This is a genomic window from Bdellovibrio sp., assembly GCF_036384735.1.
GTDB lineage: Bacteria > Bdellovibrionota > Bdellovibrionia > Bdellovibrionales > Bdellovibrionaceae > Bdellovibrio.
Genome location: NZ_DASVLT010000047.1, coordinates 53630 through 77046 on the forward strand (window position 1 = coordinate 53630; position 23417 = coordinate 77046).

Here is a 23417-nt window from a genome sequence, read left to right on the forward strand (position 1 = left end):
AAAAATGGCTAAGAAATTTGTTGTTACATTGAAAAAATCGACTATCGGCTGCACTCAAGAACAAAAAGATGCAGTTCGTTGCCTTGGTTTGAAGAAGCTTCATTCAACTGCTGAAGTGAATGATACTCCTGCAAACCGTGGTCAGATCATGAAAGTTCAACATTTAGTAAATGTTGAAGTTAAGGGGTAATCCATGAGCTTGCTTAATCAACTAGCTCCTAAAGCTGGATCAAAACACGCTCCAAAAAGAATCGGTCGTGGTATCGGTTCTGGTATGGGCGGCACGTCTACTAAAGGTCACAAGGGTCAATTGGCTCGTACTGGTGGCAAAGTGCGTCGTGGTTTCGAAGGTGGTCAAACACCTATGCATCGTCGTTTGCCTAAATTTGGTTTTAGCAACGTCGCATTTGCTAACAACTTTGAGATTGTCAATATCGGACAACTTGCTAAATTTTCTGGAGAGGTAAATCCTGAAACTCTTCACCAAGCAGGCCTAGTAAATGGCGGCGCGGTTAAGATTTTGGGAAATGGCGAGCTAAAAACAGCTTTGACTGTTAAAGCTCACAAATTTTCAGAAAGCGCTAAGAAAGCTATTGAAGCTGCTGGCGGCAAAGTCGAGGTAATTAAGTAGTGTCTGCACTAGAGAGCATCGCAAAGAATTCGGATCTTCGTAAACGTATTTTCTTCACGTTAGCTATGTTAGCGATTTACAGAATCGGCGTGCACGTTCCAACACCAGGTGTGGATGGAACTGCAGTCCTTTCGTTCTTCCAAGCACAAAGCCGCGGGATCTTCGGACTCTTTAACACCTTCACAGGTGGTGCTCTTTCCCAATTCAGTGTTTTTGCATTGGGAATCATGCCTTACATCTCTGCTTCTATCATTTTCCAACTTTTGACTTCTGCTGTTCCAGTTCTAGAAGGCCTTAAGAAGGAAGGGGAGCAGGGACGTCGTAAGATCAATCAATACACTCGCTATGCGACTGTAGCTCTTGCCGTGGTTCAAGGTTACGGTATCAGCAGCTGGTTGATGAATTCTACAAGCCCAGATGGACGTCCTCTTGTGATTGCTCCAGTTGTGGCGTTTATGCCTTTCCAAATCATGACTATCATCACTTTGACTGCTGGTACTTGTTTTATCATGTGGTTGGGTGAACAAATCACTGAAAGAGGCATCGGTAACGGTTCTTCTTTGATCATCTTCACTGGCATCGCGGCCGCAATTCCTGCAGGTGCGCAACGTCTTTTCGAACTAGTTAGATCTGGTGAGATGAAATTTGCTTTGATCCTTGTGTTGTTGGCTTTCATGGTGGCGATCATCGCTGCTGTTATTTATATGGAAGTTGCTCAACGTAAGATCACAGTTCAGTACTCTCAACGTGCTGGTGGCGGCGGAATGCAATCTATGCAAACTCCGACAAGCCATTTGCCAATTAAAATTAATTTCTCGGGCGTTATTCCGCCAATCTTTGCGAGCTCTTTGTTGATGTTCCCTGCGACAATGGCTCAATTCGTACATGTTCCTTGGTTGAAAGCTCTTCAAGAGTCTTTGAATCCGTCAGGTACGATCTTTAATATCATGTTTGTTGCATTGATCGTGTTCTTCTCGTTCTTTTATACAGAGATCGTGTTCAATCCAACTGAAGTTGCTGACAACTTGAAAAAGTACGGTGGCTTTATCCCAGGTGTTCGCGCTGGTAAGAGTACTTCTGACTATATCCAGAAAGTTCTTGAGCGTGTAAATGTCCTTGGTTGTGTATACTTATCTACTATCTGTATTTTGCCGGGTATTTTGGCGAGCCAATTGAACGTTCCGTTCTATTTCGGTGGAACAAGTCTTTTGATCTTGGTAGGTGTTGCTTTGGATACTGCTCAGCAAATCCAATCTCACATTATCACTCAAAAATACGAAGGCTTCATGAAGGGTGCTAAAGTCCGTAGCAGAAGGGTTCAATTTTAATGAACTTGATCCTGTTTGGAGCCCCAGGGGCCGGTAAAGGTACGCAGTCTGAGCTTTTGATTAAACGCCACGCTATGACACAGATCAGCACTGGCGATCTATTCAGAGCTGCGATCAAGGGTCAGACTGATCTCGGCAAAAAAGCTCAAGAATATATGGATAAAGGTCAACTTGTGCCGGATAGCATCGTTATCGGTATGGTTGAGGAAGTTCTTCTTAAAGGTGTTAAGAACTTTATCCTAGACGGCTTTCCAAGAACGGTAGCCCAGGCAGAAGCATTGGATGCTTTACTTAGTAAAATGAATCTTTCCATTGGAAAAGCGATCTTTTTAGAAGTTCCAATGAGTATATTAATGGATCGTTTGACGGGTAGACGCGTTTGTAAAAATTGCGGGGCTGTCTACCACATCGTCAGTAAGCCTTCAAAAGTTGAAGGCGTATGTGATAACTGCGGCGGGGAAGTCATTCAACGTAATGACGATAAAGCGGATGTCATCGAGACACGCTTAAAGACCTATCAGGAATTCACAAGCCCACTTAAAGAATTTTATAAAACGTCAGGAAAATACATCGAAGTGGACGGTAATAGAAACACCGAGGAAGTTTATAAAGAGATCGAAAAAGTAATAAAGTAGGCTGCTGTATTATTTTATCTCTAGACTTCAATGGTTCTTGGTGTTAGCGTGCCGAACCGCGTTTGTATTTTTGCTGGGATTTACGACTTATTTTTGAGTCGGAATATTAGCAAGTATGGGAAGACATTATGAAAGTAAGACCATCAGTAAAAGCAATTTGTAACAAGTGTAAAGTTATTAAAAGAAAAGGCGTTATTCGCGTTATCTGCGAAAACCCTAAACATAAGCAAAGGCAGGGTTAATCATGGCACGTATTCTTGGTGTCGACTTACCTAGAAATAAGCGCGTTGAAATCGCGTTGACATACATCTATGGCATTGGACGTCCTCGTGCGGCTATGATTGTGAAGCAAGTTGGTATTCCTTCATCTTTGAGAACTGAAGGTCTAACAGACGAGCACATCGCTAAAATCCGCTCTATCATCGAATCAAACTTCAAAGTAGAAGGTGATTTGCGTCGTGAAATCGGTTTGTCTATCAAACGTTTGATGGACCTTAACTGCTATCGTGGTATCCGCCATCGTAAAGGCTTGCCAGTTCGTGGTCAGAACACTCGTTCTAATGCACGCACTCGTAAAGGTCCTAAGAAGACGGTAGCTAACAAGAAAAAAGCCGTGTAGTTAAAGGGAATTAGCGATGAATACTGAAAATAAAGCAAAAACAGTTGCTAAGAAAAAAGTTAAAAGAAACGTTCCTCAAGGAAACTGCTATATCTCAGCTGGTTTCGGCAATGTTATCGTAACGATGACAGATCCGAATGGAGCTACGGTGTCTTGGTCCTCTGCTGGTCACCTTGGTTTCAAAGGTTCTCGTAAGGGAACTCCATTTGCAGCTCAAGTCGCGGCAGAAGACGCTGCAAAAAAAGCTATGGAAGCAGGTATGAAATCTGTGGACGTTTATCTTAAAGGACCAGGCGCTGGTCGTGAACCAGCTATCCGTGCGTTGGCTGCTACTGGCATGAGAATCTTGACTCTTAAAGATATCACACCAGTTCCACATAACGGTTGCCGTCCACCTAAGCGTAGAAGAATCTAAGGAGTATATCGTGAGCTGCATTAACGAAAGCGTTTGTAAGCTTTGCCGTCGCGAAAACGTGAAACTTTTCTTGAAGGGTGATCGTTGTTACACAGATAAGTGTTCTTTCGAAAGAAGACCTTATCCTCCAGGACAACACGGTCAATCTCGTTTGAAGTTCTCTGAATTTGCACTTCAATTGCGTGAAAAACAAAAAACTAAAAGATATTACGGTGTTTCCGAGAAACAATTCGTAAAATATGTACAAGAAGCGAACCGTTCAAAAGGATTGACTGGTACTGAGCTTCTTAAAAATCTTGAGATGAGACTTGATAACGTTGTCTACTCTTTGGGATTTGCTAACTCTCGCCGCGAAGCAAGACAGCTTGTTAAGCATAACCATTTCTTGTTGAATGGTAAGAGAGCTAACATTCCAAGCATTTTGGTTGCTAAGGGTGATGTTATTCAGGTTTCTGAAAAGAGCCGCGAAGTAGCGAAGGTTCAAGCTGCAATTCAATCTGTAGCTAGACGTTCTGTACCAGCATGGCTTGAAGCTGATCATGGCGCATTCAAAGGTACTGTTAAAGATCTTCCTAACCGTGAAGACGTAACAGTTGCAGTTGAAGAAAACATGATCGTTGAATACTACTCAAGATAATTTAACCTCTCGGGGGATCCATGCAAGAGCATTATTATAAATTTTGGAGAGAGATGATCAAGCCGAAGGGATTCGAGATTGATCGTGATACTCTTCGTGATGACTACGCAAAATTCATCATCCGTCCCCTCGAAAGAGGCTTCGGTGTTACTCTTGGTAACTCCCTAAGAAGAATTCTTCTTAGTTCTATGATGGGTTCTGCAATTACTGCGGTTAAATTCGAAGGCGTTTTGCACGAATTTACTACGATCCCAGACGTTCTTGAAGATGTAACAGACATCATCTTGAACCTTAAAGAAGTTCGCTTCAAACAATACACTGCTGATTCTTTGACTTTGAAGATCAATAAAAAAGGTCCAGGCAAAGTAACTGCAGCTGATATCCAAACGTCAGATAAGATTGAGGTTCTAAACCCTGATCACCATATCGCGACTTTGGGTGCGAATGCGACTTTTGCGGCTGAAATCATCGTAAGTTTCGGTCGTGGTTATGTACCGACAGAAAACAGAGAAACTGACCTTCCAGTTGGCTTTATCGGCGTTGACGCTCTTTACAGCCCTATCAGAAAGGTTAACTACAACGTATCAAATGCCCGTGTTGGTCAACGTACTGACTACGATGCATTGACTTTGGAAGTTTGGACTGACGGTTCATTGAAGCCAGAAGAATCTGTAGCTCTTTCATCTAAAATCATGAAAGAACAACTTCAGATCTTCCTAACATTCGATGAAATGATGGAACCAGCTGAAGAAGCACGTGAGTTGGGATCTCCTTCATTGAACGAGAACTTGTTCCGTTCTGTAGACGATCTTGAGCTTTCTGTTCGTTCTGCGAACTGCTTGAAAAACGCTAACATCCGCTACATTGGTGAGTTGGTTGTTCGTTCTGAAGCAGAAATGCTTAAAACTAAAAACTTTGGTCGTAAGTCTCTTAATGAAATCAAGGAAATCCTTGGTGAGATGGGACTTGGTCTTGGCATGAAGATCGAAGGCTGGCCTCCGGCTGGCTGGGATCCAAGCCAACCTCCTCAGAAGAGAGACAGCCAACAGTAATCACCAAGCTGGTGATTGAGGTGATGGTTCCCTTCACGGGGAGCCATTAAGGCGGGAAGCCTGAATGCCTGAAACCCCTTTGGGTTTCAAAAAAGTGACACTTAGCAATTAAGCTAGAGTGTTCTATCGTGGTGATACCTAATCCGGTCATCACGTTCTAATCGGAGAGTAAAATGAGTTCACACAGAAGAAGAGTAAAACATTTCGATCGTAAATCTGGCCCTCGTAAAGCTTTGATCAGAGGATTGGTTAATTCTCTAGTTGAGCACGGCCGTATCACTACAACTGTTGACCGCGCGAAAGAAATCCGTCGTCACGTTGAAAAAGCGATCACTCTTGGTAAAAAAGGTGACTTGGCTACAACTCGCTTGTTGTTGTCTCGCTACCCAAATCAAGAAGTTGTTAGCACGATCGTAAAAGATCTAGCTCCTCGTTTCAAAACACGCCCGGGTGGATACACTCGCATCATCAAAATCGGTCGTCGCCCAGGTGACACTGCTGAGATGGCGTTCCTTGAATTCGTTGACTACGATTTCGAAGCTAAAGGTCAAGCTACTGAAGCGAAAGCTGCTAAAGCTGAACCAAAAGCTGCTGCTAAAACAGCAACTAAAGCAAAAAAAGCTTCTACTAAATTGGTAGCTGCTAAAAAGAAATCAGTTAAGAAAACTCAGAAGAAAGCAAGAGCAGCAGCTCGCGCATAGTTCTAATCTGACTTGTCAGACTAGACAATCTGAAATTCAAAATGAAATTTCAAAAAAAGCCTGGGTTATCCCGGGCTTTTTTCTTTTGGAGAAAGAAGCAGTAATTGCTTTCGTGAGAGCGCTGCTTGCTTGAGAAATGATCTAGGACTATGGTGATCACCATATGAAGATATGCGCGTAATGTGCGCGATAATGGGGGCTGTGATGAAACAGCATTTGAAGGCTTTAGTTGTTGTCGTGATTCTAGGTACGTTGGCGGTGTGGGGGTTTAATCACTTCTTCATGCCCAGAGTGCAGCAAGCTCCGACGACAATGGTGAACCTTGAAGACATGGAAAAGAACGGTGTTCCTAATTTTCAAGCCGAGACTTTGACGGGCGAGAAAATTGAACTTAGTCAATTCAAAGGCAAAGTTGTTATCGTCAACTTCTGGGCTTCGTGGTGTGGGCCTTGTGTTGAAGAAGTGCCGTCTTTGATCAAACTTGTGAATGAATTTAAAGGTGACGTTCAGCTGATCGCGATCTCTGGCGATAGCAACCTTGATGATATCAACATTTTCCTAAAGTCTTTTCCTGGCTTGAAGGCCGAGAATATCAAAATTGTTTATGATCAAGATCGCTCGAAGATGAAAATGTTCGATATCTCTCGGTTGCCGGAATCTTTGGTGCTGTCGAAGGATCAGAAGCTTGCTAAGAAATTGGTTGGCGGTATCGACTGGTTCACGAAAGACTCTTTGGAGTATATGCGCGGTCTTATCAGTAAATAAAAAAACGCCGCTTGGTTCTTTGTGATTGATTGTCTGTCTGACTGGTTGACGGCGACTGTTTGAGTGAATTGCTTTATTGCCGAAAACTTTGTCTGGATCAAGCCATCCATGGCCTGAGCCTTGTGAGGTCACGTTTTTGATACCTCATAATTCCTAAATTATTTTTTTAACTCAGTCTTTGATCTTAAGTCGCTATTCGCAATCAAAAGATAAATCGAGTTTTGTTCCTTCGATCAACGGTGAACTGAATTTCAAAATGTTGTCACTGACAGTGAAGGCTGTTGAGGTGACTCCGTTGATGGAAACTTTCATTGTACTGGGATCTGGGGCGCACTGTAAGGTTAAGTGAGTCATCGAGTTCACGATTTTATCTTTGAATGTATTTAAGTTGTTCGTGAAATCGGCGTCGCAGATGCTGCCGATGCCTCCGTCTGTAAGAGCTGACATCTGCGAGTAGACAATGCCTTGGTGACTTGGTGATGTGCTGGCTGCATCTTGGGCTGATTCACAGGTGCTGTCGTTGGGCTTCACGATGATCGAGTTAAATGTAAAGCGTACATCAGAACCAAATGTCGATTGTGCCACTGTCATAAGATTAGCTGGCATATCTTCCGCTTCAAGAGGCTGATAAGAGCCTGTGGCATCCGTCGGTTTTACTTTTGAGGCATCTCCACCCACAGATCTTTCGTCTTCGTTTGACACGATAATGACAGATACAGCGGCACCCGGACGGTAACATCCATTGCTTGAAGAGCTAGAAGGCGAGCCCGCCGCGAAACTATCGTAAGTAGCTTTGATGGCGCGTTCGTCTCCCGAGCCAGGGGCTCCGATAGTTAGTGCATTTACCGTGTTAACGAAGATATTGTCGAGATTTGTGGTTCCACGTTTTAAAAGATATTGGCCCACGTTTGAAGCTGGCGTGTAGCCAACCCAATTGCGTGGAGTACCCCATGTCGCAACTCCATTGACAGAGACAGAGCTTGTTGTCGTCATACACATCTGCCAGTCAATATCACTCGACTCGAGAGAGGAAACGAAAGAGGCTAGGCCGGCGGCAAGTTTTTGCAAGTCAGGAAGCATCGAGTTTGAGTCATCGAATACAACTAGGAAATCGACTTGTTTATTTCCATAAGCCACTGTCTGTGACACCGTCACAGTTTTATTTGGAATTACGGAAGCTGCACTGGAAACATCCACCGGTGTGAAATTCATTTTTGCACAAGCTGCGCAGAAAGAAGTGATCGCACATAACGATACTATATTTTTAACGGCTCTATTTCCCATATCTCTACCTCGTCATCAGGCTAACACGCGTGACCATAAGAAAAAAAGAGGTCGAGCTCTAATGCGAGTGAAAATATTTAATGATAACAATAATTTACGGAATATCGGCGAATATCTGTACACGTCCTGTAAAGCAGATCGACAGAAGTTTTCGACATTTGATTTTTTGGAAATGTGAACTAGAGAAAATTTGAAAATAAAAAAAGCCTGCGATCTTTCGATGCAGGCATTTTATTTTTGGAAAATATGGCTACGTAAAAAAAAATTGTGAAAGACGATGCCCCTAGGCAGTAAGTCTTTCTTAGAAACCAAATTGTTTCTTCAGATCATCGATCGCTTTTTTGCCTTCAGTTTCAAGTTTTTTGCGACCTTGGTTTTCAACATCTTTTTTTGCTGTGTCCGCCTTGCTTTCAATTTGTTTCTTTTGATTATCAAGCTGGCCTTGGGATTTCTGAACCTCTTTATCAAATTGTGATTTCAACTGATTCATTTGCGCTTCGACTTGTGCTTTTTGTTTGCCAATCTCTTGATCGACATAAGCTTGAATTTTTTTGTGAGCTTCGTCGACCTTCGTTTGAATTTGCTTTTGGAAACCTTTTTGAAGTTCAGGTCCCAAGTTTGAGTTGATGTTTAATGGAACGTTTGGCAAAGAACCCTGACCATCTGCTGTCAATGTCACTACTGGGATTCCAGCAAAAACAGACTTCAAGATTTGATCTGCAATTTCGTTCTTAGACGAAACATTGTAGTCGATCTTTGAGAACTTGTTATCGAGGCTCACATTCAAATTTTTGAATCCGACAAGGCCTCCCTGAAGGTTCATGGCTCCAGTTGCTTTGTTGAACGCAATGTGCACGTCAGGAGTATTCACCAAATCCTTTCCTTCAATGACATAGGAATCAACCTTGAACTGATATTGAATCACTGGTTCTTCGGGGCGATTGTCCAAAGAAAGCTTCAGTAGGAAGCCAAAGATTTCCATAGCGGGGAAATCACCGGCCATAGTAGCGACAGTAGGGCGGCCCACTAAAACTTGGTTGGAAGTAATGTCAAGGATTTCACCTTTCACATTGCCAGAGTTTGGTGTGAGACCTGCTTGCGAACTGATTGCCGCATGTTTCACCCAGAACATCGGGTAAGAATTAGGGCGACCAAACTCATAGGTAATACCTTTTTCACGAGGATGAGGTTGAATCGCAACGGAATCCTCCTTTTTCTCCCCATCTTTTTTCAGGTATTTGGGCGGGAGGTATTTTTCAGCCAGAGCTTTATAGCGAATGAACTTGGCTTTGTAAGGAGCCAAGTAGCGACTGAAGACTGCCATCGTCAATGCTTTCGCATCTAATTGCGGAATACGGAAATGCTGCTCGATGGACTTCACGTCCACTTGTACTTGCTTTTCAATCGCGTTGTATTGTGTCTGCAAAGACTTCAAATCTTTATTCAAATCATCGCTGACAGATTGGATCTGTTTGTATTTTGCATCAGCATCCTTGTAAACGGACTGAAGCTGTTGCAGAGAGTTCGTCAGATCTTGAGGCGATTTGAAATCTTTGTATTGAATCTTGTTCAGACGATCACCAAGAGCTTGAATCTCTTTTCCTTGCGGAAGAGTTTTAATTCTTGCATCCCATGTCTTTTGTTTTTCCTGCAGATCCTTCTGGAATTTTTCGATCATTGCCTTTGACGGCAAAGACTCTTGCAGTTTTTGCAGCTGAGCGTTTGGATCTGTTCCACTCAACATCGCAATTAAATCACCGAAGACATTATCTCCGTAACGTGCTTCGAGTTCTTTTTGTGCATCTGATTTAAGTTTGCTGCCTTCAGTGGAAAGAACCCCTGGCTCGTTCGAAACCGGCGGGGGAGGGGCCACTTTGCCTGGAGTTTTTCTTTTCACTCCGAATTCAATTTGCTCGATGGCTGCTTCATTGATGACGAACTTCATGCGAAGAAGCGCATCCCACAACATTCCAAAGCGAATGTCTCCGATTTTAACAGAATCTTGGGTCGGCTTTTCAGAGTCAGTCAGCTCAATGCTTCTGATGTTAATACTGGCATCAAAGAAGCTTGTGTGAAGGTCTGCGATATTTACTTCTGCGCCTAATGCTTTGTAACCAGCCCACTCGATGGCTCTGCGGAGCTGGCCGTCAAAGAAGAAGTGAAAGTAAATTCCGCTCAGCAAACAGATGATTGCAAATGGAATGATGGCTCCCCAACGGAAGATGCCTTTTTTCGCTTTTTTCTGAGGTGTTGTTTCAGTTGCCATAGTGCCGTTGTCCTAGCCGTAAAGTTCGTCGTACTTGCAGTACCAGTTGTAGAAACGTGTCGCTGTGAATGCCTTCCATCCTTTTGTTCCTTTAAAGCGTGCAACCACTGTCGCGCGGTACGCAAGGATCATGGCCTTGAAGCCGAAGAATGCAAATGGGAAGAGTATGATGGAGACAATCATCGATCCCATGACGATGCTGTTATTAAAGCGAGTCATTGGAACGAAGGGCATATTGTAAAGACTCACAAATAATGGACGAAGTGACTCTGCTTCAAGAACGGATTTACCCAGCAGGTGTGATGGATAGTCGAAAAGAAAAGCTACGAATTTAAAGAAGAAGGCCGACAGGAAGGCTGCACCAATTTGGACTCTGAAGATGAAAATGATCAAGAGAACCAAGAATGTTTGAATCGATAGGAAAGGCGCAAATCCAAGAATGATTCCCAGGGAAAGTCCGTAGGCTAGCGGGCTTGTCTCTGTATCTGAATTCAGCAATTTCAGAAAGTTGAAAATCTGTTTTAAAATGAGTGACATGAATCCTCCGAGTGACTCTAAAGCCTCTTCATTTTTAGGATAAAAATGCGAGGCGGCAAGCGAAAAGCGGAGGACACAGCACATGACTTGTCGTAACATTTTTGAAGTTTCAATCGAGTAGAAATTGGTCTGACTATTGACACCAAGAGTCCGCATTTTTTCCTCGCATCAGAAGAAAAATTAACTAAAGTAAATGAATCGCATTCAAACAGACGACGGAGAGATGCTTTGAAAATTTGGGAACAGCTTATCGCGGATACGACTCAGCTTGGTGGAACCTTGATTTTTATCGAGGATCAAGCTCCGGCGGATTTTCGTGAATGGTTGAGGCCTCTGCAAGGGCAATACTCTGTGCCTGTGACAGTTCGTTCTGTACAAGATTTGTTGTCGCGAAAGTTTTTGACGAAATCACAGGATCTTGTTGTGTTTTTTGAATCGCAGAAAGATTTTGTTCTGAAATTGAATGCCGTTGTACAGGGGCAACGTCTTCTGCTTGGCAAGGAAGACCATACGCATTTTGTCGATTTCACATGGAGCGATGTGACGCTGGCATGTTGGCTACAGACCATTCGAGGTTTGGATGCACACTTTGCTACAAGACGTGCGTTACATGAACAGGTGAGTACGCAAGAGACGGCTTGTCTGTTCTTGGATCGTGACGATGTGGTTGTGAAGAACGTGCCCTACAATCGGGATCCCGATCAGGTTGTCCTCATGCCAGGTGCTGTAGAAGTGATTAAGAAGGCCCATCGAAAAGGTTTGTGGGTGGCGCTAGTTACAAATCAATCAGGAATCGGTCGTGGTCGAATTTCTTGGCTTGAATATAAATCTGTTCATCAGCGCATGTTGCAGCTTTTAGCGGAACAGGGCTGCTGGATTGATGAGTGTGTTTGGGCGTCTTTCATCGAGAATGAAGCGGTTGTTGAGGGACGATTGCTGGCAAGTTTGCGCAAACCACGCGCGGGGATGTTTCAGCTGGTTCATGATAAACTGCGCACTCGTATGGAATCGTCTTACATGGTGGGTGATAGTGCGACGGATTTAATTGCAGCGCACTCTGCCCAAGTGGCGAATCTTTATCTTTTTCATTCAGATAAGTTTGCAAAAGAAGAAGAGGCTTTGCGTGAGTATCAAAAGTCTCATCCTCAGTTGCATTATCAAGTGTTGAAATCTTTAAATGACATGAATTTCTAAAGCGGCGATTGCTGGCTCTAGGCCTTTGTGAACTGCTCAACACCTTTGGTGCCTGTTTCTTTAAAGCGTAGATAGAAGAAAGCGCCCAGAAGACTCACGATAAATGTTCCTACCTGGAATGCCGTGATTGTCGTTGGTCCGACTTCAGATGTTTTTCCAGTGTAGATGTTAAACAAAAAATAGAAAGCCGCTTGGCCGACGCCCACCCCCGCAGGAGAGATCGGAATTGCCGTCGCCATAAATCCTAGTGGTGCCACCAAGAAATAAGTCTTTGCACTGATATCAGAGAAGCCCGCCATGAGACCCACTAGATACAAAAACACAACGGCGCAGATTTGCGCGAGCAAACTGAGAAGAATCACCCACGCGATGCGATTTCGTTGTTTGCCGTACAGATGCATGCTTTCGTAAAGTTTGATGAGCTTTTCAGAAAGCGGAATTTTGCTGAAAAGTTTAAACAGAACTCGCGTCTTGTAAATTTGCGAAGAAAAAACCAAGGCGAATCCAATAACGAAAGCGATCGTCAAGGCAAGGATGAACCAGAACAAAGTCATCAAGCTTTTGATGTGCGTGATATGGTTCATATCATAAATCATCACAAACAAAGCCATCAGAACCATCGCAAAAAGACCTAAGATTCGATCCATCAAAACACTGGTGATCGCGACAACTTTGCTGCCAGGATATTGACGAGCAAAGTAGTAAGCCTTGATAACATCACCGCCAACTCCGCCCGGCATGGCGAAATTGAAAAAAATACCGATCAAGCTCAACTTAAAAACTGGCCATGCTTCTGCATCCAAATTCTGTGTGCGGATTAAGACACGCCAACGTTCACTGGCAAAGAAAAGATTGAAAAGAACAAGGCTTAAAGCCAAAGCGGCCGGACCTGGCGAAAGAAGCGCACGCAAAGCCGCAAAATTCAATTTGCCAGAAGATACGAGCCAATAGATGATCCCCGCGGAAAAGGCGATTTTAAGGACCTGGGTCAGAAGCTTTTTCGTGTGCTTTATCATGGTCTCTTCATACCGAAAATTTGCCGTGAACTCTACCTAGAAATCGAGGAGGACCCTCATTTTAGGGGGTGGTTTTTTTGACTAAATGGGCCATTTTTACTACGCAGGGGAAGAGCATGGTGATATAAACTACGGACTTTGTTCGGAGGTAGTGTGATTCCCGTAATTTTATCCGGTGGTAGTGGAACGCGTTTGTGGCCTGTGTCTCGTCAGCAAATGCCTAAACAATTTTGTGATATATTCGGTAAGCCTCTTCAAACTTACACATTAGAACGCAGCTTGCGTATGGGAACTCCATGGATTGTGACTTCAAAAGCGCTGCAAACTTTGACCGAGCTGAATTTGAAGCAAAACAAAGCTGATGCGGTAAAAGTCGTTTATGAGCCGTTTGGTAAAAACACGGCCCCGGCTATCGCAGTTCTTTGCCAGCTTTTGCAGCTGCAAGGTCACGCCGAAGAAATCGTGGGCGTGTTTCCTTCGGATCATTTAATCACAAAAGAAGATGCTTTCTTGAGCGTGGTGAAATTTGCCTCTGAAGTGGCGAAGGAAAATAAAGTCGTTACTTTGGGTATCACACCTTCATACCCGGAAACAGGTTACGGCTATATTCAAACTCGAGCTGTGAGCCTTAAGGACAACGGTTCGTTGAAAGCCTATTCAGTTGTGAAATTCCATGAAAAACCATCCCTTGATAAAGCCAAAGAGTTCTTGGCTCAAGGTAGTTTCAGCTGGAATGCGGGGATCTTTGTTTTTAAAGTTTCTCATATGATCAGTTTGTTTATGAAACACCAGCCCGAGATGTGGGCCCTTGTGTCTTCATTGAAAGCAGATGCTTCAAATTTGGATGACATCTATGGCAAAGTTCAAAGCATCTCTATTGACTACGCCATCATGGAAAAGTTGAGCTCAGACGAGCTTGCTTGTGTTCCGGCGGAATTCGGGTGGAGTGATGTGGGATCTTGGGATGCCGTGGCTTCGCTGCAAAAAGGCCATGATGTTTTGAGCGTGAAAGGTCAGAACAATTTTGTTTTTGGTGATGACAAGAAGCACTACTCAACAATCGGTCTGGATGACGTTATCGTTGTGGATACAAAAGATGCAATGATGCTTGTGAAGAAAGGTTCTTCACAAGACGTGCGTCACGTTGTAGAGGCGCTGACTCAACAAAAATCAAAGCTTGTGAAAGAGCATGTCTTTGAATACCGCCCATGGGGATACTTTGAAATTTTACGAGATACCGAGCATTTCAAATCAAAAGTGATTCGCGTCAATCCTCACTCGCAGATTTCTTATCAATCCCATGCGAAACGCGAAGAGCATTGGACAATCACGCAGGGAGCAGGTGAGGTTGTACTGAATGATGAAGTGATTCCGGTGAAGACTGGCAGTCATGTTCATATTCCATTGGGGGCGAAACATCGCATTCGCAATAACACGTCAGAGATGTTAGAATTCGTCGAAGTGCAACTAGGCACTTACTTCGGCGAGGATGACATCGTTCGCTATCAAGATGATTACAAACGCAGTTAGAAAGTGGGCCGCAAGGTCGCTATTTGGCGGGGAGTAAACCGTCGACAATTGATTTATTTTTTGATGTGATAAGGAAAATTTTAAAAAAGGAGTTTTAAATGAAAGCACTTATCTTAGCGTCGGCTATGTTCTTTGCGTCTTTTGCATTTGCTGCGAAAACTTATCAGGTAACAGGACCGGTTCTTGAGGTTTCCGATTCAAAAATCGTCGTAGAAAAAGGCAAGGAAAAATGGGAAATCGACAGAACAGCAGACACAAAAGTGACAGGTGATTTGAAAGTCGGATCTAAAGTCACTATTGAATACACAATGACTGCGAAGACAGTTGAAGTAAAAGAAGCTAAAGAGAAGAAAAAGAAATAGTTTTTTCTCGACCGCAATGATTGAAGGCCTCGTTGTAACAATGAGGCCTTTTTTATTTTCTCAAATGATAGCAGATTGCCTCGCAGAAAACTTTGGCCCTTTAGATTTAATTATTCTTACATGAAACGTCGTTGCCCGACGTGGCTGCTCTTACTAGATTCCTTTCCTGCTAAGAAACATTCAGGGGGAATTTATGCTTATCAAAATCTTTCAAAAGATTAAGTACGCGCTTATTTGTTCATTTCTTGCGGTGAACATCGTTCTGATCGTCACGGCGTCTCTTCCAGACCGCAGTGCGGTTGGTGACAATATTCTCGATGTGCTCGCGCCATATCAAACCTTTTTCGCGCTCGATCAGATGTGGAGCATGTTTGCTCCGAATCCAGCATCGGTGAACGCATACTTGGATGCGGAAGTGACATTCAAAGATGGTTCCAAAGAGCATTGGACGTTCCCACGTCCTTCGAAAATGCCAAGTTTGGAAAAGCTTTTAGGTGGCGAGCGCTTTCGCAAGTACTCTCAAGAAAATTTAGTGCCGATGGAAAAGCCCGAGGTTTGGTTCGATATGTCGCGCTTTGTGGCTAATGAAATTCAGCAAATTGAAAATTCAGGACGTCATCGTGAAGTGGCTGATCTTCAGTTCTATCGTCACTATAACTTTGTGGCTCCGCCGAAAGAGAAATTCATCCCGCATGGCCAGATGAGCACACAGTACGAAACAGAAGCTGTTTTCCACTATAAACCTTCAGATAAAGAAAAGGTGACTTATGAAGCTAACATCAATCATTAATGCAATTCGTGATTTTTTCTTTAAACCAGTACCAGTTCAGAGTGTCGCTGTGGTGCGTGTGATCTTCGGTCTTTTGTTGCTTGCCAACTGGTATATGACGTGGACTCATCTCAACGTATTTTGGGGAGTTGATGGATTGGTGTCACTTAACACCTCTATCGCTTATGGTTCTTCTTGGCGCTTTAGCTTCTTTGATTGGTTGCCAAACGATCCACGCGTTCCTGTTTTAATAGCACTTGTTAACTTGGTTGCTGCGTTGGGTGTGACATTTGGTTTGTTAACTCGCACGTCAATCCTGTTTGCGTTTTTAACGGTGATGTCGTTCCACAACAGAAATGTCTTTATTTTAAATAGTTCTGATCTTGTGTTGCGCAATCTGCTGTTTTTCATGTTATTCACTCCTAGCGGTGAAGCATACTCTTTGGATCGCTTGATCAAAAAAATGCGAGGCGTGGCCCCTGCGATACCATTAGAACGTGCTCCGTGGGGATTGCGGTTGATGCAAATTCAGTTCTGCATGATATACATCGCAACTGTGATGTTTAAAATGAAGGGCAGTTATTGGGCCGATGGAACAGCAATCTATATTGCTACTCGTTTGGATGAGTTCGTGCGCATGCCACTTCCTCTATTGAACAATCTCTTTATTATTAAAATGCTGACTTGGGGAACTCTTGTTGTGGAATTTGCTCTGGGCACGCTAGTTTGGATTAAAGAGCTTCGCTACTGGGTGCTTCTTGCGGGTATTGGTCTGCACATGGGAATTGAAGTCGTGATGAATATTCCGATGTTCGAGTGGGTGATGATCGCAGCGATGTTGTTGATGGTTGATCCTTATGATGTTGTGAAAATAGAAGCGTGGTTGAAAAATCGAATTAAGAATCGCCGCGCCGATTCTGGAGTCGCAGTTTTGACTGCGGCAAATGCGGAGTAAGTTTCGATAGAATTTTGGAACATTGAAATATAATTGTCAGGAATTTTTCAGATAATGGACGCCAAGTGATTCACTTGGCGTTTTTTTATTTCTAAAAATTTAAAAATTTCTAAAAAGATATTTTCCAAACAAATTTGCAAAAAATTAAATCAGTGCAAAGCGAATATTTTCGCTATCCAAAGCACATGGGCTTGAATAACTATTTTCCCACGCACAAAACAACAACCAAATTTTTGGAGGATACATGAATGTAGCATATAGGAAGGCTTTCCTTGCTGCCAGTATCTCTCTCATAGCGAATCCTTCATGGGCGCAAATGAGCATTCTTCCTGGAAGATATGACTCACAAGTGACCCCGCAGGCAGCGAATGGGACGAGTGGCGGTAGCAACGGAATTACAGGCGGGGGCAATTCCACGGGACGTAGCTCGAGTTCGGGTTCTGTCGCGGCAACTGTTATTGGCGGATCTAGCTCCGTAGCGGCGACAGTTATCGGTGGTTCTTCGAGCGGTTCCGTCGCGGCAACGGTGGCGGGAAGTTCATCCACAGGTCGAAGCTCGTCTTCATCAGGCTCGACGGGATTTAGTTCATCAGGGGGGGCTTCAACTGGAAGCACGGGCTTCTCCTCCGGTGGCGGCTCGTCTTCTGTGGCTGCGACTGTGGTTGGTGGTTCAACAGGATCATCAAATGGTTCTTCTGGCTTTGTTGCGGCAACTGTAGCTGGAAGCTCGTCAACAGGTCGCAATTCATCTTCGGTGGCGGCGACTGTAATTGGTGGCTCTACGGGTTCATCTAACGGATCAGCAAGTTCTGTAGCAGCAACGGTTGCGGGAAACTCAACAGGTCATAGCAGCAGTTCATCTGTTGCGGCGACAGTTGCCGGTGGAAGTTCTTCAACAGGCCATAGCTCTGGTTCTTCTGTGGGAGGATCAAACGGTTCTTCAAGTTCCGTAGCGGCAACGGTTGCAGGCAATACAACTGGTCATAACTCTTCTTCGTCAGTGGCAGCTACTGTGGTTGGTGGTTCTACTGGAAGAAATAGTTCAGGCAATAGCACTGGATTCTCTACGGGACATAATAGTTCTTCTGTAGCGGCAACAGTTGCGGGGAATACAACTGGTCATAACTCTTCTTCATCAGTGGCGGCTACTGTGGTTGGTGGTTCTACTGGAAGAAATAGTTCAGGCAATAGCACTGGATTCTCTACAGGACATAATAGTTCTTCTGTAGCGGCGACAGTTGCAGGCAATACGACGGGTCATAACTCTTCTTCGTCTGTTGCAGCGACAGTCGTGGGCGGTTCGACAGGTCGTTCGAATGGAGGTTCGACTGGATTCTCTAATGGAGGATCAAATGGTCATAACTCTTCTTCTGTCGCAGCGACGGTTATGGGAAATACAACGGGCCATAACGGCAACAACTCGGTGGCGGCAACTGTTGTTGGTAACACGACTGGAAAAACAGACCATGGTGATTCGACTGGATTCAATGGGCATAACACAAATGGTATGACTCACGGGGCATCGACGGGCTTCACTAATGGCTCCAACGGTCACTCTAATGGAATGACAAACGGACATTCTGACGGAATGAATGGTCATTCAAATGGATATACGACAGGATTTACCACTGGTAAGACTGACGGAATGAACGGTCATTCTGATGGTATGAACGGACACTCTAATGGGCAGACCAGCGGTTATACAAACGGTCATTCTGATGGACATACAACAGGATTTACGACTGGTAAAACTGACGGAATGAACGGACATACAAACGGTCGTTCGGATGGCTATACGAACGGTCACTCTGACGGCTACACAAACGGTCATAATACTGACGGAAAAACCGATGGCCACACAACAGGCCGAACTAGTGGTTATACAAATGGTAAGTCTGACGGTTATACTAATGGTAAGACAGATGGTCACACAAATGGCCATACCAATGGCGAAACTAACGGACATACAAACGGCCACACGAATGGTCATACTGATGGTCACACAAACGGAAAAACGGATTGTGAGCCGACAACAAGCGTAAGTACTTCTGTGACTACCGCAACTACAGGCACAGTTTCTACGGCAACGTCGACTTCAACTTCTACGTCGACATCAACGGCATCCACTTCATCGTCAACTTCTGGAGCAGCGGCAAGCTCTTCAACGGGTTCTCATGAAGATCACAATAAGCTCAAAGTAAGATTAGAACCTCTATTCCACTTGAGTTTTGACTTCGGATCTTACATCGTAAACTTGACTCCTCAGTTGAGTGTTCCGCAACCGAAATCAGTTTTGGCTGCTTACGATGCATCTTCTGCAACGGACACACTTGTTTACGGTGACTACCGTGATGGTTTCCAAAAAACTGTTTATGGTTCAGTTGAAGTAGGCTTGGGTGCTCAATTGCACTTCTGGTTCGAGAATGCGACAGGTATTCTGGATTCATTCTGGGGTTATGTAGGCGTTCTTCCGGTTGTGGGTAAAGATACTCAATCGACTCGTTATGTAAGTACGCTTGATAAAGCATACTCCATCGGCGGTCGTAACGAAATTCCTGAATCTGCATCTGATTTAGATCGCTGGGACGCGGGTGATAGCATCACTTACGCAGGTCACGGTGGCATCATCTTCAATGCAAGCGCAGGTTTCGGTCCGGTAGGTATAGGTACTGCGAGATTGGCGAAAGGTACTTGGGAAACTTACGTTGAAAAAGTAGGTGCTCATAAAGCCTATGTGAAAATGACGAGTGGTAAACTTGAAAGCTTGTCAGTGTTCGCAAGTGCTTCGATCTTGACGATCTCTAGCGCTTACTTCAACCAAGCTGATGATGGTTTCTCTTATCTGTTCGATCTAAGTACAGATACAGGACGCAAAGCTTATGAAGATATGATACGCGGTAATGCTTATGCTTCGGAAATGCTTGCAAAAGAAGCTCCGAGAAATCTTGTGGAAGCGGCACCAGTTCAGAAAGTTCAAACATTCAGAACTGTTTCTTCCGGTCAGATCGTCAGCAAAGCGTTCGCGATTCCTATTATCTGGGACAAAGTATACAGCAAAGGCCGCGTTCAGTCGTTCACAACGTCTGATCTGCACATTGCTCGCAACACAGCTCGCGTTCACTACGGTATCTTCTCGACATCAGAAGATTCACGCTTCTGGTTCAAACATAAAGAGAAGGACTTCATGTTCTACGGAGCTAAATACTCTGTTGATAACTGGGATACAAAAGCCCACATGGAAAGTATGTTCGGTACATATAGCTACGCGTTCCGCCACGAGAAGAGTAATGCGGCTCGCTTGAACGACGGTATCAAAGAGCTTATCAAGCACACGGGTCTTGATGCTTTGATGGTTTCAGTTCCTGACCAAGGTGACTTGGGTTACACAGGTGTGGAATTCAACGTTGTATTCAGCGACGATAATACTTTACGCCTGATGAGAGCTGCTCAGACTATGTCAGAAGATGCGTTCGTCCAAAGAGGTGCTGTCAACATCGACAACTACTTCTCTGTTCGTAACGACCCTTACTGGTATTGCAATCTTGCAAACCGTGGTCAACACGAAGGAGAACCAGATCCATCTTGTGTATGGAGTGTGAAGTCTAGAACATCAAGTATGATGAGCAAAATGTACAATGCTCTAAGACGCATGTATAAGACTATGAATTCAGATCCTAAAGCGTTCGCTGCCGCATACGGCGAGTTCGGTGAAGGTATGAATGAAAATGCATTCACATTCAAAGCTGCTATGGATATGGCGGGTCCTGGTGTGATGATCGATTACACGATCGAAGGTACAAGAATTTCTATGTACTTCAGACAATGGCAAACTGATTCTGCTGGTCGTTGGGTCGTCGTATCCGCTCCAAGCAAAAAAGGTCTTCCATTCGATCCTAGATTGAAACGTTCGAAAGCACGCGGTGTTGTTATCGGTAACAACCCAGGTGATGTGGTCAATCCATTCATCTTGCCGGTAGAAATGTAATAGGATTTCTGAAGACATTCAGAAAATAAAAGAGGCGGGGAAACCCGCCTTTTTTATTTTTTTTAATTGAAACGACAAAAATCAGAAGAATACTAAATTCAAAGATCGAATTCGATACGATTCAATTCGCCCATCACGTCGCCCAAAAGTAAGGACATCTGACGAGCATGAGCCTCCCACTCTTCCGGCGACCCCTTTGATAGAGTGCCTACAAGTTTTTGCAAGGCTGTCCATTTTTCGGTGAAAGCAGGATCGTTAGATTTTGCAGCTTTACTGTTTTTGATGAACTCCATAACGATTGGTAAGGATTGTTCTTTTTCAAATGCACGAAGCATGTCTAAAGAAAGAACATTGGTCGTGCCTTCCCAGATCGAGAACACTTGAGCATCGCGCAGAAGTCTTGGCAAGCCTGTGTCTTCAACGTAACCGGCGCCGCCGAACATTTCAACCACTTCGCTGGAAATCTGAATCGCTTTTTTTGCCGTGTAGAGTTTCAGAACCGGAGTCAAAGTGCGAAGTAAGTTTCTTTCGGAAGCAGTGATCTCTCCAACCTCTTCTTTGCCGAGTAGGTGGGCGACAAAAAAGCTAAAGCCAAAGCAAACACGGAAATCATGCTCAAGCCACATCAACGTTTGACGGTGAAGGGGATGATCAATCAAAAGTTTGCCGAAGGCTTTGCGTTTTCTAGAGTAATCTTGAGCTAGATCCAGAGCCCGGCGCATGTGCCCTAAAGCACAGACTGAGTTATAGATGCGGGTGATATTTAAAACGCTTGCAATGCGCTTCACGCCTTCACCAACATCGCCGATCATGCGCGCCGGTGTGCCTTGCAAACTTAACTCTGCTGTTGGCAACGCTTTCGTTCCCAATTTATCTTTCAGTCGGTGAATCTGAATGTTGTTCAACTTGTCATCGTTATCTCGAAGCTCAAGATAGAAAAGACTTAAACCACGAGAACCTGCAGGAGCCCCTTCAGGTCTAGCAAGAGTCAAGGCCATTTGCGAAGTCGTCGCCGACGTAAACCATTTAGTTCCATGCAATTCGTGAGTCGCGCCAAACAGGCTTTGACCTTTAAAAGGCAATGCATCTGTTGAAGTGCCGCTAACGTCAGAACCACCTGTTCTTTCGGTCATCCATTGTCCCGCTGTCCAGAAAGTTTTTGGATCTTTCGACAACAAGTGCGGAAGAGCGCGGGCTTTTAAGTCCGGTGTACCGTAAAGTTCGATTGCACGTGCTCCGCCATCGGTCATTGCAAGCGGACAAGAGAAAATTGCCGAGCTTGGAGAATATAAATATAAAAGTGCCATTTGATAAATGCGTGAGAAAGATCCGAACTTGCGCTCGTAGGCTGTCGCAACGATGGCTTCTTGTGCTGCGACCTTCTCGAGTTGTTTCCAACCATTCGAAGTTTTGATGTCATCGATACGACGACCCCAAGGATCAAAGGGAACATGTACGGGGGGATGCGTTTCTGCATCCTGAGCCCACTCGAGCATGTCAGTAACTGCTCTTTGGCCTAGGTGGGCCAGGTGGGGAAGAGCTTCCTTTTGGGCATCTGCCGGAAGGACTTTCTTCAAAAACTTCTTAAGGGTTTCGTCGGACTCAAACGTATTGCTGAGGCTAGGGCCGTCTTGATAAAAGTTTTTCATGGTCCCAGTGTAGGCCTCTCGAGAGAGAGGGACAAGAATATGTCATTTACCCCGCCTTTTTTCTCAAAAATTCTTGCAGTCCAGTCATGGAGTCCCTATAAAAGCCCCTCGCGTTAGGAGACCCGTGTGAATCGTATTTTATTGGCCTTCACTTTTGTTGCTTTGGCATCCTGTGGATCGAAAAATTCAAACTCTCTAGATACAAAAACTTCAGCTCATATTATCAACGGTCAAGAAGTTAAAGAGAATGCTTTAATTACGACAAGCATTGTTGGCTTGTATGATGTAAAGGCCAATTATATCTGCACAGGCTCATTGATTGCACCAAATGTAGTGATGACGGCCGCTCACTGCATGCCAGAACGTGCTTCTGATATGCGCGTGGTTTTCGGCAATGACATTGATGATATGATGAACGCGCGCGAAGTGGATGTATTGCAAGAGCATGTTCTTCGTGTGACAGATTTCAAAGTCAGCACGAAGTGGAATCCAAGCGATGAAAATCGCCAGGTGGATACAGGTGACATCGCTCTGATCAAGTTCAAGGGCGCGATTCCTGAAGGCTATAAAATTGCGACGTTCCTTCCAAATCAAAACCTTATCAAAAAAGGGACGATGGTAACAGTTGCTGGCTACGGTGTGAACGTGATTGATGGTGAAGTGATCGATCCGCGCAAATACAAAAATCTTGATCAAGCGATTGAAGACGGCGAAGTGTTCTGTGACGACGACAAACGCAATTGCATGAAAGTAGAAAGCTCTGGCGATGGTCTTCTGCGCCAAACACAAGCTCCGATCTCTTCGGTGCAAGACACTGAAGTGCGTTTGGACGAGCGTAAGGCGGGGACATGTAGTGGTGACTCTGGTGGCCCCGCATACATCGAGCAAAATGGTCAGTACTATCTATTTGGTGTGACAAGCCGTGGCAGCCTTCTGTGCAACGAGACAGGCGTGTATACGAATGCACTTGAGTACATGCAATGGATTAACGACACGATTAAGATCTTGAAATAGATTGTTTAGTATAATTACACAAATAAAAAGATAGCCCTTTTGACTCCCATAGAAGGGCATCATACGAACGTCT

23 protein-coding genes are annotated in these 23417 nt (G+C 44.3%); 18 read left to right on the plus strand and 5 right to left on the minus strand.

What is annotated here, in order from left to right:
• Nucleotides 1–4 precede the first annotated feature (4 nt).
• From rpmD to VF412_RS13490, 11 genes are all read left to right on the plus strand, one after another.
• Nucleotides 5–190: a 50S ribosomal protein L30 gene (gene rpmD / locus VF412_RS13440; RefSeq protein ID WP_331339760.1), complete on the plus strand. Its 186-nt coding sequence runs from the start codon at nucleotides 5–7 to the stop codon at nucleotides 188–190.
• Between the two features lie 3 nt (nucleotides 191–193).
• Nucleotides 194–631 (plus strand): 50S ribosomal protein L15, encoded by a 438-nt coding sequence (rplO, locus tag VF412_RS13445; RefSeq protein ID WP_331339761.1) that lies wholly within the window; start codon nucleotides 194–196, stop codon nucleotides 629–631.
• Entirely contained in the window at nucleotides 631–1959 is a 1329-nt protein-coding gene (gene secY / locus VF412_RS13450) for a preprotein translocase subunit SecY (protein WP_331339762.1), read from the plus strand. The genes rplO and secY overlap by 1 nt, the downstream gene beginning before the upstream one ends.
• Nucleotides 1959–2594, plus strand: coding sequence for an adenylate kinase (locus tag VF412_RS13455; RefSeq protein ID WP_331339763.1), 636 nt, complete (start codon nucleotides 1959–1961; stop codon nucleotides 2592–2594). Before secY ends, VF412_RS13455 begins: the two co-directional genes overlap by 1 nt.
• A 128-nt stretch (nucleotides 2595–2722) precedes the next feature.
• Nucleotides 2723–2836, plus strand: a complete 114-nt coding sequence (gene rpmJ / locus VF412_RS13460; RefSeq protein WP_011165332.1) for a 50S ribosomal protein L36 — start codon at nucleotides 2723–2725, stop codon at nucleotides 2834–2836.
• Nucleotides 2837–2838: 2 nt separating this feature from the next.
• Nucleotides 2839–3213 (plus strand): 30S ribosomal protein S13, encoded by a 375-nt coding sequence (gene rpsM / locus VF412_RS13465; RefSeq protein ID WP_331339764.1) that lies wholly within the window; start codon nucleotides 2839–2841, stop codon nucleotides 3211–3213.
• 16 nt (nucleotides 3214–3229) lie between these two features.
• Complete coding sequence (rpsK, locus tag VF412_RS13470) at nucleotides 3230–3628, plus strand: 30S ribosomal protein S11 (RefSeq protein ID WP_331339765.1); 399 nt, start codon at nucleotides 3230–3232, stop codon at nucleotides 3626–3628.
• A gap of 10 nt (nucleotides 3629–3638) precedes the next feature.
• A complete protein-coding gene (gene rpsD, locus VF412_RS13475; protein WP_331339766.1) occupies nucleotides 3639–4265 on the plus strand; it encodes a 30S ribosomal protein S4 in 627 nt (208 codons plus the stop codon).
• Between the two features lie 20 nt (nucleotides 4266–4285).
• The gene (locus VF412_RS13480; RefSeq protein ID WP_331339767.1) at nucleotides 4286–5317 is read left to right on the plus strand and encodes a DNA-directed RNA polymerase subunit alpha; all 1032 of its coding nucleotides are present in this window, start codon (nucleotides 4286–4288) and stop codon (nucleotides 5315–5317) included.
• A 173-nt stretch (nucleotides 5318–5490) separates the two neighbouring features.
• Nucleotides 5491–6018 carry a 50S ribosomal protein L17 gene (gene rplQ, locus VF412_RS13485; RefSeq protein WP_331339768.1) on the plus strand — a complete coding sequence of 176 codons (528 nt, stop codon included), beginning with the start codon at nucleotides 5491–5493 and terminating at the stop codon, nucleotides 6016–6018.
• Between the two features lie 204 nt (nucleotides 6019–6222).
• Complete coding sequence (locus VF412_RS13490; protein WP_331339769.1) at nucleotides 6223–6783, plus strand: TlpA disulfide reductase family protein; 561 nt, start codon at nucleotides 6223–6225, stop codon at nucleotides 6781–6783.
• A 192-nt stretch (nucleotides 6784–6975) separates the two neighbouring features.
• Here the strand turns inward: VF412_RS13490 and VF412_RS13495 are convergent, their stop codons facing one another.
• The 3 genes from VF412_RS13495 to VF412_RS13505 form a co-directional block, all read right to left on the minus strand.
• Nucleotides 6976–8067 carry a hypothetical protein gene (locus VF412_RS13495; RefSeq protein WP_331339770.1) on the minus strand — a complete coding sequence of 364 codons (1092 nt, stop codon included), beginning with the start codon at nucleotides 8065–8067 and terminating at the stop codon, nucleotides 6976–6978.
• A 301-nt stretch (nucleotides 8068–8368) separates the two neighbouring features.
• A complete protein-coding gene (locus VF412_RS13500; RefSeq protein WP_331339771.1) occupies nucleotides 8369–10333 on the minus strand; it encodes a TIGR03545 family protein in 1965 nt (654 codons plus the stop codon).
• Between the two features lie 12 nt (nucleotides 10334–10345).
• On the minus strand, nucleotides 10346–10870 hold the full coding sequence (locus VF412_RS13505; RefSeq protein ID WP_331339772.1) for a TIGR03546 family protein: 525 nt from the start codon (nucleotides 10868–10870) through the stop codon (nucleotides 10346–10348).
• 228 nt (nucleotides 10871–11098) lie between these two features.
• Between VF412_RS13505 and VF412_RS13510 the strand changes: the two genes are divergently transcribed.
• Nucleotides 11099–12064: an HAD-IIIA family hydrolase gene (locus tag VF412_RS13510; protein ID WP_331339773.1), complete on the plus strand. Its 966-nt coding sequence runs from the start codon at nucleotides 11099–11101 to the stop codon at nucleotides 12062–12064.
• Between the two features lie 17 nt (nucleotides 12065–12081).
• Here VF412_RS13510 and VF412_RS13515 read toward each other — a convergent pair whose 3' ends face one another.
• Nucleotides 12082–13080 (minus strand): lysylphosphatidylglycerol synthase transmembrane domain-containing protein, encoded by a 999-nt coding sequence (locus tag VF412_RS13515; protein ID WP_331339774.1) that lies wholly within the window; start codon nucleotides 13078–13080, stop codon nucleotides 12082–12084.
• Between the two features lie 153 nt (nucleotides 13081–13233).
• Between VF412_RS13515 and VF412_RS13520 the strand changes: the two genes are divergently transcribed.
• From VF412_RS13520 to VF412_RS13540, 5 genes are all read left to right on the plus strand, one after another.
• On the plus strand, nucleotides 13234–14610 hold the full coding sequence (locus VF412_RS13520) for a mannose-1-phosphate guanylyltransferase/mannose-6-phosphate isomerase (RefSeq protein WP_331339775.1): 1377 nt from the start codon (nucleotides 13234–13236) through the stop codon (nucleotides 14608–14610).
• A 98-nt stretch (nucleotides 14611–14708) separates the two neighbouring features.
• Nucleotides 14709–14972, plus strand: a complete 264-nt coding sequence (locus tag VF412_RS13525) for a hypothetical protein (protein WP_331339776.1) — start codon at nucleotides 14709–14711, stop codon at nucleotides 14970–14972.
• Nucleotides 14973–15165: 193 nt separating this feature from the next.
• Nucleotides 15166–15762, plus strand: a complete 597-nt coding sequence (locus VF412_RS13530) for a hypothetical protein (RefSeq protein ID WP_331339777.1) — start codon at nucleotides 15166–15168, stop codon at nucleotides 15760–15762.
• Nucleotides 15740–16696, plus strand: coding sequence for an HTTM domain-containing protein (locus tag VF412_RS13535; protein ID WP_331339778.1), 957 nt, complete (start codon nucleotides 15740–15742; stop codon nucleotides 16694–16696). Before VF412_RS13530 ends, VF412_RS13535 begins: the two co-directional genes overlap by 23 nt.
• A gap of 244 nt (nucleotides 16697–16940) precedes the next feature.
• Complete coding sequence (locus VF412_RS13540; RefSeq protein WP_331339779.1) at nucleotides 16941–20681, plus strand: hypothetical protein; 3741 nt, start codon at nucleotides 16941–16943, stop codon at nucleotides 20679–20681.
• A gap of 98 nt (nucleotides 20682–20779) precedes the next feature.
• Here VF412_RS13540 and VF412_RS13545 read toward each other — a convergent pair whose 3' ends face one another.
• Complete coding sequence (locus VF412_RS13545) at nucleotides 20780–22330, minus strand: acyl-CoA dehydrogenase family protein (RefSeq protein WP_331339780.1); 1551 nt, start codon at nucleotides 22328–22330, stop codon at nucleotides 20780–20782.
• A gap of 126 nt (nucleotides 22331–22456) precedes the next feature.
• On the opposite strand from VF412_RS13545, the gene VF412_RS13550 reads away from it, so the two are divergent.
• Complete coding sequence (locus tag VF412_RS13550; protein WP_331339781.1) at nucleotides 22457–23344, plus strand: S1 family peptidase; 888 nt, start codon at nucleotides 22457–22459, stop codon at nucleotides 23342–23344.
• Nucleotides 23345–23417: the final 73 nt, after the last annotated feature.